The 13,451-nt window shown below is 74.0% G+C and carries 12 protein-coding genes; 5 read left to right on the forward strand and 7 right to left on the reverse strand.

Going from position 1 to position 13,451, the window contains the following annotated elements:
- Nucleotides 1-54 precede the first annotated feature (54 nt).
- The gene (locus tag ACFVTF_RS13275; RefSeq protein ID WP_387813048.1) at nucleotides 55-1,275 is read right to left on the reverse strand and encodes an RNA polymerase sigma factor; all 1,221 of its coding nucleotides are present in this window, start codon (nucleotides 1,273-1,275) and stop codon (nucleotides 55-57) included.
- On the reverse strand, nucleotides 1,272-1,643 hold the full coding sequence (locus ACFVTF_RS13280; RefSeq protein WP_371521659.1) for a YciI family protein: 372 nt from the start codon (nucleotides 1,641-1,643) through the stop codon (nucleotides 1,272-1,274). The genes ACFVTF_RS13275 and ACFVTF_RS13280 overlap by 4 nt, the downstream gene beginning before the upstream one ends.
- Nucleotides 1,644-1,975: 332 nt before the next feature.
- Between ACFVTF_RS13280 and ACFVTF_RS13285 the strand changes: the two genes are divergently transcribed.
- On the forward strand, nucleotides 1,976-2,896 hold the full coding sequence (locus ACFVTF_RS13285) for a polysaccharide lyase (RefSeq protein ID WP_387813051.1): 921 nt from the start codon (nucleotides 1,976-1,978) through the stop codon (nucleotides 2,894-2,896).
- Nucleotides 2,897-2,899: 3 nt separating this feature from the next.
- Here ACFVTF_RS13285 and ACFVTF_RS13290 read toward each other — a convergent pair whose 3' ends face one another.
- The 4 genes from ACFVTF_RS13290 to ACFVTF_RS13305 all read right to left on the reverse strand — a co-directional run bounded on the left by ACFVTF_RS13290 (nucleotide 2,900) and on the right by ACFVTF_RS13305 (nucleotide 6,739).
- Nucleotides 2,900-3,319: a hypothetical protein gene (locus ACFVTF_RS13290; protein WP_387813054.1), complete on the reverse strand. Its 420-nt coding sequence runs from the start codon at nucleotides 3,317-3,319 to the stop codon at nucleotides 2,900-2,902.
- A 122-nt stretch (nucleotides 3,320-3,441) separates the two neighbouring features.
- Complete coding sequence (locus ACFVTF_RS13295) at nucleotides 3,442-5,268, reverse strand: Ig domain-containing protein (protein WP_387813057.1); 1,827 nt, start codon at nucleotides 5,266-5,268, stop codon at nucleotides 3,442-3,444.
- 488 nt (nucleotides 5,269-5,756) lie between these two features.
- Nucleotides 5,757-6,362 carry an HAAS signaling domain-containing protein gene (locus ACFVTF_RS13300; RefSeq protein ID WP_387813059.1) on the reverse strand — a complete coding sequence of 202 codons (606 nt, stop codon included), beginning with the start codon at nucleotides 6,360-6,362 and terminating at the stop codon, nucleotides 5,757-5,759.
- The gene (locus tag ACFVTF_RS13305; RefSeq protein WP_363377112.1) at nucleotides 6,359-6,739 is read right to left on the reverse strand and encodes a PadR family transcriptional regulator; all 381 of its coding nucleotides are present in this window, start codon (nucleotides 6,737-6,739) and stop codon (nucleotides 6,359-6,361) included. Before ACFVTF_RS13305 ends, ACFVTF_RS13300 begins: the two co-directional genes overlap by 4 nt.
- Before the next feature lie 216 nt (nucleotides 6,740-6,955).
- Between ACFVTF_RS13305 and ACFVTF_RS13310 the strand changes: the two genes are divergently transcribed.
- The 4 genes from ACFVTF_RS13310 (at nucleotide 6,956) to nadE (ending at nucleotide 12,394) form a co-directional block, all read left to right on the forward strand.
- Entirely contained in the window at nucleotides 6,956-8,551 is a 1,596-nt protein-coding gene (locus tag ACFVTF_RS13310; protein ID WP_387813063.1) for an alpha/beta hydrolase, read from the forward strand.
- Between the two features lie 16 nt (nucleotides 8,552-8,567).
- Nucleotides 8,568-9,227, forward strand: a complete 660-nt coding sequence (locus ACFVTF_RS13315) for a DsbA family protein (RefSeq protein WP_371521671.1) — start codon at nucleotides 8,568-8,570, stop codon at nucleotides 9,225-9,227.
- A 115-nt stretch (nucleotides 9,228-9,342) separates the two neighbouring features.
- Nucleotides 9,343-11,259, forward strand: a complete 1,917-nt coding sequence (gene ftsH, locus ACFVTF_RS13320; RefSeq protein ID WP_387813067.1) for an ATP-dependent zinc metalloprotease FtsH — start codon at nucleotides 9,343-9,345, stop codon at nucleotides 11,257-11,259.
- 301 nt (nucleotides 11,260-11,560) lie between these two features.
- Entirely contained in the window at nucleotides 11,561-12,394 is an 834-nt protein-coding gene (gene nadE / locus ACFVTF_RS13325) for an ammonia-dependent NAD(+) synthetase (RefSeq protein ID WP_387813069.1), read from the forward strand.
- Nucleotides 12,395-12,470: 76 nt separating this feature from the next.
- On the opposite strand, the gene ACFVTF_RS13330 is transcribed toward nadE, so the two are convergent.
- Nucleotides 12,471-13,196 carry a hypothetical protein gene (locus ACFVTF_RS13330; RefSeq protein WP_387813072.1) on the reverse strand — a complete coding sequence of 242 codons (726 nt, stop codon included), beginning with the start codon at nucleotides 13,194-13,196 and terminating at the stop codon, nucleotides 12,471-12,473.
- Between the last annotated feature and the right edge of the window lie 255 nt (nucleotides 13,197-13,451).

The following is a 13,451-nucleotide window of genomic DNA, read 5'->3' on the forward strand; positions in this document are numbered from 1 at the left end:
TCCCGGGCCCGCCCGGGCCGCGCACCGGACGTTTCGGACGCCCCGGGCGCGTGATCAGTCGGAGCGCGGCCTGGTCCGGGCGGCCCGGGCCTCCAGGTGGCGCCGCTCGGCGAGGCTGGCGGTGGCCTTCGCGGCCAGCCGGTAGTGCTCGTGGGCGCCGGCCGGGTCGCCGGCCTTCTCCAGCAGGTGCGCCCGGACGGACAGCAGCCGGTGGTGCCCGGCCATCCGCCCGTCACCGTCCAGGGCGGACAGCAGGGCCAGCCCGGCGGCCGGGCCGTCGGTCTCGGCGAGCGCGATCGCCCGGTTGAGGGTGACCATCGGGTTGGGCGCGATCCGTTCCAGGATCAGGTAGAGGGCGTGCACCTGGGGCCAGTCGGTCTCCTCGGCGGTGGCCGCGTCGGCGTGCGTGGCCGCGATGGCGGCCTGCAACTGGTAGGGCCCCAGGGTCGGGCCGGCCAGCGCCGCCTCGACCAGTTCGACGCCCTCGTCGATCAGCGCCCGGTCCCAGGCCTTGCGGTCCTGCTCGTCCAGCGGCACCAGGTCGCCGGCCGGGGTGGTCCGCGCCTCCCGGCGGGCGTGGGTCAGCAGCATCAGTGCGAGCAGCCCGGTCACCTCGTCGTCCCCCGGCAGCTGCGCGTGCACCGTCCTGGTCAGCCGGATCGCCTCGCGCGCGAGGTCGGGGCGGTGCAACTCGGGGCCGGAGGTGGCGGTGTAGCCCTCGTTGAAGATCAGGTAGAGCACGTGCAGCACGACCCGCAGCCGTTCCTCGCGCTCCGCGCCGTCCGGCAGGGCGAACGAGCTGCCGGCGGCCCTGATGCGCTGCTTGGCCCGGCTGATCCTGGCCGCCATGGTGGCCTCCGGCACCAGGAACGCGCGGGCGATCTCGGCGGTGGTCAGACCGCCGACCGCCCGCAGCGTCAGGGCGGTCCGGGAGGCCGCGGTGAGCGTCGGATGGCAGCACAGGAACAGCAGGACGAGCGTGTCGTCGGTGTCCGGCACCTCCGTCGGCACCACCTCGGCGGCCGTCGCCGACTCCCGTTCGCGGCGCGCGCGGTCGCGGCGCAGCTGGTCGATGAGCCGCCGGGCGGCGACGGTCACCAGCCAGCCGTGCGGATTGTCGGGCATGCCCTCGGACGGCCACTGCAGGGTGGCGGCGAGGACGGCCTCCTGGACGGCGTCCTCGCACCCTTCGAACCGGCCGTAGCGGCGAACCAGGGTGCCGAGGACCTGCGGCGTGAGCGCACGCAGCAGGTCCTCGAAGTCCGGTGCTGTCATGCCTCCAAGTGTCCGTCGGCGAACATCACCTGGCGCACCTCGACCCCCAGGCCCTCGATCGCGGTGTCCGGGATCAGCGCCGCCAGCGCGATCGCCCGCTCCTTGTCCTCGCAGTCGATCAGGTAGAAGCCGCCCAGGTACTCCTTGGCCTCCAGGAACGGGCCGTCGGTCACCACCGGCTGGCCGTTGCGCACGGTCACCACGGCGGCCTGGGCCGGATCGGCCAGTGCCTGGGTGGTGATCAGCTCTCCGGACGCCTTCAGCGCCTCGATGAACTCGCCGTGGCCGCGGCCGATCGCCGCCTTCTCCTCGTCGGTCAGCGCGTCCATCACGGCCGGGTTGATGTGCAGGCTGATCAGGAACTTCATCTCGTGCTCCTCGTGCTCCTCGTGGTTCGCGGGCCCGGCTGGGCTCCTCGACGGGTGGTCGGAGCCGTCGCCGCGGTCTTGACGTCCTCCGCCGGACGTTCGGAGGAATCCTCGCGGCCGCATCGCCACCTCGCCACCTCGCACCTCGTACCTCGCACCTCGCGCGTCTCCGCACGGCCCGCATCGGGAGGGCCGGGGGCCGGGAACCGCCCCGCCGTCACCCGGGAGTGTGATGGCCACGTCACATCGGGCGCCGCTACTGTGACCCGGTGGCGGAGCGTCACATGGAGCGGGTGGGCCGTCCCGGCCCGGTCCCGTCAGGAGGGGCAGTCATGAAAAGCACTCGTCGTGTGTTCGGAGCGGTGCTCGCGGCCGCCGCCCTGGCCGCCTGCGCCCCGTCGGCGTCGCCCGCCGCGGCCTCGATCGCCGCGCCGGCTGCCTCGGGGTCCGAGGGAGCCGGGGGAGCCGCGCCGGCCGCGGTGGCGAGCGGGAAGGCGGCCTGGACCGGCCAGTTCCGCGGCTACGGGACGGACCAGTGGAAGCACGCCTGGGGCGCGGTCGACCAGGGGACGTGGGGCGGTTCGGACCTGAGCGCGGTCGACGACGCGGCCGCTCCCGGGGGCGGCTCGGCGCTCCAGGTCACCTACGGCGCCGGCTCCTCCTCCAACCAGTGCACCGACTGCCCGAACCCGGGCGGCGGCCAGTTCTACACGGATCTGACCGGTCTGGGCCTGTCCGCCCTGGCCCAGGGCCGGACGCTGGACCTGAAGTACTCCCTCAAGTTCCCGGCCGGCCGGGACTGGGGCAAGGCGGGGAAGCTGCCCGGGCTGTACGGCGGCAAGATCGGCGAGGAGTCGGGCGGCAACCACGGCGCGGGCTGGTCGACGCGCTACATGTGGCGCGGCGCCAAGGGCGTGCCGGACAACGGCGAGGTCTACCTCTACACCCCGACCAACTCCGGCCCGACCGGCTACGGGGTGGACGAGGGGCTCGGTGACTGGCGGTTCCAGGGCGACGGCGCGTGGCACAGCGTCGAGCAGCTGGTCGACCGCGGCACCGGGGACGTCACCGTCTGGTACGACGGCCGTCAGGTCTACGCGGCGCGCGGGGTGGCCTCGGGCATCGGCAGGATCCCCTTCGGCGGCGTGTTCTTCTCCACCTTCTACGGCGGCCACGACACCAGTTGGGGCCCGGCGAGCACCCAGCGCGCCTACTTCGCGGACTTCTCGCTGTCCTCCGGTGTCCAGCACTGATCGTCAGCCGACCGTCACCGTCACCGTCACCGTGAAGGCCCGCTGCCCGGGCGGGCAGGCCAACGCCTCGCCGCAGGTGGTGCGGTGGGCGGAGAGGCGGGCGGTGCCGGGGGCGGCGGCGAGGAAGCCGGCGGTGACCTGGCCGCAGCCGCCGCCCGGCCGGCAGGAGGCGGAGGGGGTGGTCGCGGTGGCGGTCGGACGCAGCGTCCGCGGGCTGTCGCCGGCGGCCGGGGACCAGTAGGTGCTGTGCAGCTCGACCCGGACGACGGTGCCGGGTGCCACCCGTACGGTCGTGCCGTCGGCGTGCTCGTCGAGCACCAGGGCGGCCGGGGCGGGCGGGCCCGGTGCGGCGGGGCCGGTGTTCGACGAGCAGCCGGCCGCCAGGGCGAGCAGGGCGGCTGCCGCGAGCGTTCGCACGGTCACGGCTCTTCTCCTTCGCTGGGACGGGGTGCGGGGTGCGGGGTGGGGTGCCGCCGGGCGCGGTGCCGCCGGGGCGGGCCGTGGTGGCCCGCCCCGGCGGCGTCAGGGGCGTGGACGGGCGGCCGTCAGGAGACGGTCACGTCGTCGTAGTAGGTGTAGGTCGGGTCGCCCGGGTAGTTGTCGTCCACGTTGGTGAGGGTGAGCGTGTAGCTGTGCCCCGGGGTGACGGTGCCGGAGGCGGACTTCCAGCCGAGGCCGCTGGTGCAGGTCTTGGCGAGCACCGTGGTCGTGGTGTTGGTGGTGTTGTCCTTGAGCGTGGCGGTCGCCCAGTCGTAGGTGACGGTGTCCGGGCAGGTGACGTCGTACCAGAAGGCGACCTTGCTGCTGCCGGTCGGGGCGGTGAAGGTCTGGCTGGCCGTGGACGTGGTGGTGGGGCCGGTGGAGCCGAGCATCGCGCCGTAGCCACCGGTGTGCTTGGCGGCGCTGGAGGCGGCGGCGCTGCCGGTGGAGGTCCAGCCGCTCAGGGTGCCGGTCTCGAAGCCGCCGTTGGTGAGGCCGCCGCCGCCCGCGGAGGTGACGGTCCAGCCGAAGGCGGCGGAGCCGGAGGCGCCGGTGGCGTCCTTGGCGGTGACCGTGACGTTCGCCGTGCCGGCGGTGGTCGGGGTGCCGCTGATCAGGCCGGAGGCGGAGATGGACAGGCCGGCCGGCAGGCCGCTCGCCGTGTAGGTGAGGGTCTGGCCGGAGGCGCTGTCGGTGGCCGCGATCTGCAGGCTGACGGCCGTGCCGGTGGTGCCGGTCTGGGCGCCCGGGTTGGTGACGGTGACGGTGTTGCCGGTCGTGCCGCCGACGATCGGGTGGGACATCTCGCAGCCGCCCGCACCGCTGTTGAAGTCGTTCGCCCAGGTCGACTGCATGGCGAAGCTGCCGGTGGTGAAGCCGACGTTCGCCGAGGCGCCCTGGCCGCTGCTGACCCAGGCGCACTTGTCGCCGTTCTCGGCGCCGCTGCTGTCGGTCCAGCCGCCGGCCGGGTTCTGGTCGGTGATGGTCTCGGCGTACTCGTGGCCCTCGACGATGGTGACGCCGTCCAGGGTGCCGGCCGTCCCCGCGTTGACGAAGCCCTGCCCGCAGCCGGAGCCCGCGTCCGTCACGTACGGCAGGTTGGTGAAGGCCAGTTCGCCGTACGGGGAGGAGACGGCGCCGCCGGTGAGCGTGGTGTCGCCGGTGTAGTCGTGCCAGGCGCAGAAGTTGCCGGACGCGGTGTTGAAGCCGTCGGGGGTGGTGCCGGTGGGGGAGACGACGACGTACTGGTCGTTCCGGTTGGCCGCGGCCGTGGTGTTGCCGAAGTGGCCGGACGCCTTGACCGCCTCGGCGCCGATCTGGTTGCCGGTCGCGGAGGCGGGCGCCGCGGCGGAGGTGTCCACCCAGACGCCGGCGAGCGCGCCGCCGGTGGGGTAGGCGACGTGCGCGGAGTTCCCCGGGCAGGTCTGGGATCCGGTGGCGACGCCCTCGCAGTACTGCGTCATGACGCCGGACCAGAGTTCGTTGCCCGCGCCGATGCCCTTGAACAGCTGCTGGAGGCGCGGGGCCATGCCCTTGGCGTCGCCGCTGAGTGTGGTGTTGCCGTTGGCGTCGGTGCCGGAGCTGCCCCACTGGGAGCCCCAGAACACCAGGTAGACGTGCTCCGGTCCGGTGGTCACGCCGATGCTCGGACTGCCCGCGCCGCCGCCGTAGTTGAGGTTGTTGGCGGAGGTGGCGTTCGGTGCGGCCTGGTGGCCGCGCAGCGGGACGGCGCCGTGCCGGTAGGGGTGGTTCGCCGACGCCGCGGGGTGCGCGGCGTCGTCGGGCTGCGCCTGGGCGGGTGCCGCGGTGAAGCCGGCCGCCGCGAGGGCGAGCGCGGCGACGCCGGTGAGCGCCGCCCGTCCGGCGAGACGGAACGTGGGGGTTCGGCCCATGTGAGGGTTGCCTCTCTCATGCCGACCGCCCGGGCACCGGTGGGTGACGGGTGGTCGCGAAGGACAGGGAGAGGCCGGAGGCGGTGGAAATGCCTGGATGACCCGCCGCACAACGGATCACCGGGGGGAAAACAGGCCCGCCTCGGCCGCCGAGAAGCAAAGCAGCCGCCGGAGAACGGGGTCAACGAGCCTGACGGTAAAGTGAGTTGCCTTGATTCCCGCGTAATGGAAAAGCCCCCAGACGGAGGGGGCGGCGGTTCGGATTCTCCAGGCCTGCACACTGTATACGGGTTTCCATTAACCGTATGAACAGCCTTGGCCGAAAAGGGATTTGATGGTGAGAAACAGGTAAGACATTAGCCGCCGGGCAGAGGCGCGCGCAAGCGCGAGCCTCCGACGTGCGGAGGCCGCCCCCCTTGTACGTGGGGGCGGCCTCCAGCATCGCCAGGGGGGGCGGCGAAACGTCAGTGTTCTTTGGTGAAGCCGGTTCAGGCCGTGAGTGCGGCGTTGCGCAGCCGGGCGGCGGAGCGGGCCAGGAGGAACGCCGCGAGCAGGGCGGGACAGAAGCCCACCACGCAGGCGGCGAGGACGCCGGTCGCGGTCAGGCCGAACGGGGACACGACGGCGGCGACGATGGCGGCCAGCGGAATGGCCAGGACGGGGGAGAGCAGCAGCAGGGCCGCCAGCCGCTTCTCCCGGCGGCTCCACTGCGTGGACCGCCACACCCTGCTCGCGGCGATGACGGCGGCGGCCAGCGCGAGCGGGGGCCCGACGGCCGGGGCGAACGACAGCGGAACCGGCAGCACCGCGAAGACCAGGGTGCGGGCGGTGCGGCCGCGGCTCTCCGGCTCCGGTCGGGCGCTGCCCTCCTCGTCGAGCGCGGCGTCGGCGATCTGTCGGGGGCTGCCCAGCTGCTCCAGGACCCGCCGGACGGCGGCCTCGTCGGCGGGGTCGCACTCGGCGAGCGAGACCTCGATGTGCTCGCGCAGGTCCGCGAGCAGTTCGCGGCGGCGCGGCTCGGGCAGCGGAGCGGTGTACCGGGCGACCGCGGCCAGGTGGGCGCGGACCAGGGGGTGCTCGATGGGGTTGTTCACGGGTTCTCTCCCGGGGCCAGGACGTGGTCGACGGTTTCGCGGAAGGCGGGCCACAGCGTGGCGAACTCCTCCAGTGCGCTGCGGCCGGTGTCGGTGAGGGTGTAGTACCGGCGGGACGGGCCGCTGGCCGAGTCGCGCAGGAAGGTGTCGGCGAGGCCGGCCCGGCGCAGCCGGGACAGCAGGGGGTAGATGGTGCCCTGGCTGGTCGCCAGCATCGGGAACCGGCCGAGCTCCTGCAGCAGCTCCACCCCGTACCGGGGGCCGTCCCGCAGCAGTGCCAGGACGCAGTACTCCAGCACGCCCTTGCGCAACTGCGTCGCCACCGGTCCGTCGGCCGTACCGGCGTCGCCGTCGTGGTGTGTGATGCCAGGTACCATGTGATGCAAGATAGCATGCGACGCCAGGTAGTGGGCAATACCGGACGAGGGTCGCAGGACGCCTCACCCGGACGGCGGGTGGCAGCCGGACCGGCGCACGCCCCTCCACCGGGCCGTCCACCAGGCGTAGTCGCCCCACCACCCCTAGGGTCTGTGGTGCGCTGACCGTGCCGTCCGCCGGGGGCGCGCCCGGCAACCCGAGAGGTGGACCGCTCCATGCACACCGTCGTCCGCGGCGCCGGCGCTTTCGGCCTGGCCGCGCTGCTGCTCGCCTCCGCCACCGGCTGCCAGGGCGACGCCCGTTCCGCCGTCGAGCCCGCGCCGGCCTCCCCGGCCTCCCCGGCCGGCTCACCCGGTTCGCCCGCCGCGTCCGCGACCGGACTCGCGGCCCAGCGGCTCGACTGGCAGGCCTGCCCGGCCCCCAGCCCCGCGCAGGGCAGCGGCACCGCGCCCGCCGGCGACTGGCAGTGCGCCACCCTCAAGGCGCCGCTCGACCACGGCAAGCCGGACGGCCCGACCATCGACCTGGCCATGATCCGGAGCCGGGCGAAGGACGAGAAGCACCGGATCGGCTCGCTGCTGTTCAACTTCGGCGGCCCCGGCGCCTCCGGCGTCGCCACGCTGCCCGCCCTCGCCGCCGACTACGCCTCCCTCAACGCCCGCTACGACCTGGTGAGCTTCGACCCCCGTGGGGTCGGCGCCAGCGCCGGGGTGAGCTGCCTGGACGACAAGGCGATGGACGCCACCCTGGCAGTCGACAACACCCCCGGGACCCCCGACGCGGTGAAGGCGCTGGACGCCAGCAACGCGCAGTTCACCGCCGCCTGCGAGCACAACTCCGGTCCGGTGCTGCCCTACGTGGACACCGAGAGCGCCGCCCGCGACCTCGACCTGATGCGGCAGGTGCTCGGCGACCAGAAGCTCTACTACTTCGGCATCAGCTACGGCACCCAGCTCGGCGGCGTCTACGCGCACCTGTTCCCGCAGGAGGTCGGCCGGATCGTCCTGGACTCGGTCGTCGACCCGACGAAGGACCCGCAGCAGGCCGCGCTCGGCCAGGCCCAGGGCTTCCAGCTCGCCTTCGACAACTTCATGAAGGCCTGCGCCGCCGAGGAGGCCGCCGTCTGCCCGACGGGTGCCGGCGGCGCCGAGGGCACGGCGTCGGTCACGGCGCTGCTGCAGAAGCTGGAGCAGTCCCCGCTGCCCACCTCCAGCGGGCGGCAGCTCACCGAGACCCTGGCCGTCACCGGCATCGCCGCGGCCCTGTACAGCGAGGAGACCTGGCCCGTCCTGGCCGCCGGGCTCACCGAGGCGATGCAGCAGGGCACCGGCAACACGCTGCTCCAGCTCTCCGACGACATGTTCGGGCGCGACGCGCAGGGGCGCTACACCAACCTGAGCGCCGCCAACCGGGCGATCAACTGCGTGGACGCCCGGCAGCGCTACTCCGACCAGGACGTCGAGCAGCAACTGCCGCAGTTCCGCGACGCCTCCCCGGTGTTCGGGCCCTACTCCGCCTGGGGCCTGACGAGCTGCACCGGCTGGCCGGTGCCGGGCAAGGCCGACCACCCGGACGTCTCCGCCGCCGGCGCGGCCCCGATCCTGGTGGTCGGCACCACCGGCGACCCGGCCACCCCGGTCGAGGGCGCCCACGCGATGGCGCAGCAGCTCGGCCCCGGCGTCGGCGTCAACATCACCCTCCAGGGCGAGGGCCACGGCGGCTACAACACCGGCGACCCGTGCCTGAAGCAGGCCGTGGACGCCTACCTGCTGGACGGCACCGTGCCGGCCGGCGGGAAGACCTGCAGCTGAGAAGTGGCCCACCGCGATGGTGATCGATTGGCCCTGGAAAGCGGTCCACTCGGCGCCTAGGCTCCTCACCGTGACCACCAAAGTCGATTTCTACTTCGATCCGATCTGCCCGTTCGCCTGGATCACCTCCCGGTGGATCCTGGAGGTCGAGCGCCACCGCGAGCTCGACCTCACGTTCCGGGTGATGAGCCTGTCCGTCCTCAACGAGGGCCGCACCGACCTGCCCGAGCGCTACCAGCGCCTGATGACCACCGGCTGGGGCCCCGTCCGGGTCTGCATCGCCGCCGCCGAACAGCACGGCGAGCACGTGCTGCGCGACCTGTACACCGAACTCGGCACCCGCCTGCACGACCAGGACCGGCCCGCCGACGACGCCGTCCTCCGGGAGGCCCTGGTCGCGGCCGGGCTGCCGGAGGAACTCGCCGCCGCGGCCGACAGCACGGCGTACGACGTCGCGCTGCGCAAGAGCCACCACGAGGGCATGGACCCGGTCGGCGAGGAGGTCGGCACGCCGACCATCCACGTCGACGGCGTCGCCTTCTTCGGCCCGGTGCTGAGCGCCATCCCGCGCGGCGAGGACGCCGTCCGGGTCTTCGACGGGGTGCGGCTGCTGGCCGGCTACCCGAACTTCTTCGAGCTCAAGCGGACCCGGACCGGCTCGCTCGACTTCTCCTGACGGCGCCGCCGGCCCCCTCACCGGGGCCGGCCGGTTCGTCCTGGACCTCCCGTCCGGGCCCTTCTCGCCCCACCATGGAGAGGAAGGCCCGGCGGCGGAGAGGCGGTGAGCGTGGATGATCACCCGAATCCGGCTGCGCGCCGCCCGCCACCCCGCGACCCCGCCGCCCCCGGGCGGGGGCCCCCAGCGGCCCCGCACCCCCGGCGGCCCGCCGCCGCCCAAGCCGCCCCCGCCCGCGATGCGCCGCTGGCTGCTGCCCGTCGCCGTCCTGGTGACCCTGCTGCTGCTCATCCTGTTCTCGCGCTCCGGCTCGACCGGCGCCAACTACGGCTACACCGACTTCCTCAACCGGGTCGGCGCCGGCCAGGTGCAGACCGTGGACATCACCGACACCGGCGGGGTCACCGGCACCCTCAAGGACGGCACGCACTTCACCAGCCAGATCCCGACCGCCCTGGACACTTCCCAGCTCAGCGGCGAGCTGGCCAGCCAGCACGTCGACATCACCGCCAGCCGCAGCGGCGGCAGCTCGATCTGGTCCACGCTGCTGCTGTTCCTGCCGCTGCTGCTCTTCGGCGGGCTGTTCCTGTGGTCCGGCCGGATGGCCGCCCGCTCGCTCGGCGGCGGCCTGAGCGCCATCGGCCGCTCCCGCGCCAAGATCATCGAGGCCGAGCGGCCCGCCACCCGCTTCGCCGACGTCGCCGGGTACGAGGGCGTCAAGCAGGAGGTCAGCGAGGTGGTCGACTTCCTGCGCAGCCCCGAACGCTACGCCGCCGCCGGCGCCAAGGGCCCGCGCGGGGTGATCATGGTCGGCCCGCCCGGCACCGGAAAGACCCTGCTCGCCCGGGCCGTCGCCGGCGAGGCCGAGGTGCCCTTCCTCTCCGTGACCGGCTCCGGCTTCGTCGAGATGTTCGTCGGCGTCGGTGCCTCCCGCGTCCGCGACCTCTTCGACGATGCCCGCAAACGCGCGCCGTCCATCATCTTCATCGACGAGATCGACGCCGTCGGCGGCCGCCGCGCGGGCGGCACCCGGCTCGGCGGCAACGACGAGCGCGAACAGACCCTCAACCAGCTGCTCTCCGAGATGGACGGCTTCGACCCGACCACCGGCATCGTCGTCATCGCCGCCACCAACCGCCCGGACGCCCTCGACCCGGCCCTGCTGCGTCCCGGCCGGTTCGACCGCCAGGTCACCGTCCCGCTGCCCAACCAGGCGGAACGGGCCGCGATCCTCGCCGTCCACGTCCGCGGCAAGACCCTCGCCCCCGACGCCGACCTGAACCGCATCGCCCGCGGCACACCCGGCTTCTCCGGTGCCGACCTCGCCAACCTGGTCAACGAGGCCGCCATCAACGCCGTCCGCGCCGACCGCGCCACCCTCACCGCCGACGACCTCGACGCCGCCCGCGACCGCGTCCTGCTCGGCCGCCGGGACTCCTCCAACGCGCTGCTGCCCGAGGAGCGCCACGCCGTCGCCGTCCACGAGTCCGGGCACGCCCTGACCGCCGCGCTCTGCGAACACGCCGACCCCGTCGCCAAGGTGACCATCCTCCCGGCCGGCGTCGCCCTCGGCGCGACCGAACAACTCCCCGAAGCGGAACGCCACCTGTACACCGAGGGCTACCTCACCGACCTGATCACCGTCCAGCTCGGCGGGCGGGCGGCCGAGCTGGTGGTCTTCGGCGAGGGCTCCACCGGCGCCGCCAACGACCTCGCCCACGCCACCGGCGTCGCCACCCGGATGGTCCGCGAATTCGGCCTCTCCCCGGAACTCGGCCCGGTCGGCTACTCCAGCGGCTCCCCGAACTACCTCGGCGACGGCCCCGAGGACCTGTTCCGCCGCCCGTACTCCGAGCAGACCCAGCGCGCCGTCGACGAGGCGGTGGCCCGCCTGCTGCGCCGCGCCGAACGCCGCGCCGTCGACCTGCTCCGCGAACACCGCCACCACCTCGACGAACTGGCCGCCCTGCTGGTCGCCCAGGAGACCGTCGACGGCGCCGTCGTCCTCGACATCCTGCGGCACCCCGCGTAGGCGCTAGGGGCTCTCTTTCGGATCACGCCGGGCGCGCGACGCCGGGGCACGCACCTCGCCGCGTTGTCGTCGGTCGCCGATAGCCCCCAGCCTCCGGCCGGGAGGTGCCCCCACCGCATGGACTCCCTCCTCCGCCTTGCGATGCACGCACCCCGACGCCGCACGCTGATCCGACGTGATCCGAAAGAGAGCCCCTGGCCCCGGCCTGCCGCAGCACCGCCACCACCTCGTCGAACGCGTCGAACGCGCTGGTAGCGTCCAGGGCGGGCACCCACCGTGTCACCTTCACTCGGGAGTCGATATGACCGAACCCCTGTCCGCCGACCTCCAGCGGGAGATCGCCCGCACCCTGCGGGTGGCCCCCGTCCCCAGCCCCGAGCAGGAGGCGAAGCGCCGGGTCGACTTCCTCGTCGACCAGCTCCGGGCGGCCGGCGCCCGCACGCTGGTGCTCGGCATCAGCGGCGGCGTCGACTCCACCACCGCCGGGCGGCTCTGCCAGCTCGCCGTCGACCGGCTGCGCGCCGCCGGACACCAGGCCGAGTTCTGCGCCATGCGGCTGCCCTACGGCACCCAGGCGGACGAGGCGGACGCCCGCCGCGCACTCGACTTCATCCGGCCGGACCGGACCCTGACCGTCGACATCAGGCCCGCGACCGACGCCGCCCTCGACACCCTGACGTCCGCCGGCCTCACCTTCGCCGACCGCGCCCACGAGGACTTCGTCCGCGGCAACGTCAAGGCCCGCCAGCGGATGGTGGCCCAGTACGCGGTCGCGGGCGCCACCGGCGGCCTGGTCGTCGGCACCGACCACGCCGCCGAGGCGGCCGTCGGCTTCTTCACCAAGTACGGTGACGGCGCCGCCGACGTGATGCCCCTGGACGGGCTGACGAAGCGTCAGGTCCGTTCGCTGGCCGAGGCCCTGGGGGCTCCGGCGGACCTCGTCCACAAGGTCCCGACCGCCGACCTGGAGAACCTCGCCCCCGGCCGCCCCGACGAGGACGCCCTCGGCGTCCCCTACGAGGCCCTGGACGACTTCCTGGAGGAGCAGCCGGTGAGCGAGGAGGTCTTCCGCACCGTCCTCGGCCACTACCGCCGCACCGAGCACAAGCGCCGCCCGCCCGCCACCCCGGCGTAGGGCGCGTCGTCGGGCCGGGCGGGGGCGCTGCCGTCGGCAGCCCCCGCCGACGTCGTCGGGACGGGCCCCGGGGCGGTCAGTCCCCGTCGGTGTCGGCGGCCGGGGTGGGGGAGCCGCCGGACTTGATGCCGAGCTTGGCCTCGGCGGTGGTCCAGTCGGTGGCGATGGCCTGCTGGGCGGCGGCGAGGGCGGCCTGGCCCTTGCAGATCGCGGTGTGCAGGTGCGTCTCCACCGAGTCCTTGGGGTTGTTGGGGCCCTTGCCCGGGACATGGCCGGGGGAGGGCGGCTGCACCCACAGGTTGCGCGGGTCGTTGGGGTCGCCGCCGAGTTGCAGGCTGATCAGGTGGTCGTACTCGGCGTCGCCCATCGGGCCGGTGTAGCCGTAGGACTTGGCGTTCTCGGCCTTCTCCTTGCCGGTGATGTTCGCCGGCGGGCGGATCGTCGAGGTGTAGCCGCCCGGCTTGCAGATGGTGTCGTTGATGTTGCCCTGGTTGACCGCCGGGCTGATCGCGCCCGGGGTGCACTTCGGGTCGGGCAGCGGCTGCTTGTCCGCGGTGTAGCGGTACGTGCAGCTGCCCGGCGCGGGCTGCGGCTGGACGTCGTAGGAGCTCTTCGGGCCGGGGCCGGTGACGATCGCCGCCGGGGCGGGCGGCGCTCCGGCGGCAGCGGCGTCGGCGGCGGAAGAGGCCGGGCCGTGTCCGGCCGGCCGGGCAGTGTGGCCGCCGCCGGACGAGCAGCCTGAGGCTGCGGCGAGCAGGGCGGCCACGGCTATGGCCAGGGCGGCACGGGCGGGAGCCGGCACGGGTTCCTCCAGATCGGGGCGGTGGGGCGCGGGGCGGGCCGACGGACCTGCCGGTTGCCGCGCCAGCGGACACTACCGCCTGGAGGGGCCGAAGGGGTGACGGCACGTCCGGGCGCGGGAGGACCGCCCAGGGCGCGCGGAATCGCTTCCGCGACGCTCCGGGATCGGCGGGCCGGGCCGTTCGCCGGGGCGGAGACGGGCCGGGTCAAGAGTCCGTGTTCGGACGGAGTCGACGAAGCCGCCCCGCGTCGCCGA

The organism is Kitasatospora sp. NPDC057940, assembly GCF_042887425.1.
In the GTDB taxonomy this organism is placed as follows: Bacteria; Actinomycetota; Actinomycetes; order Streptomycetales; family Streptomycetaceae; genus Kitasatospora.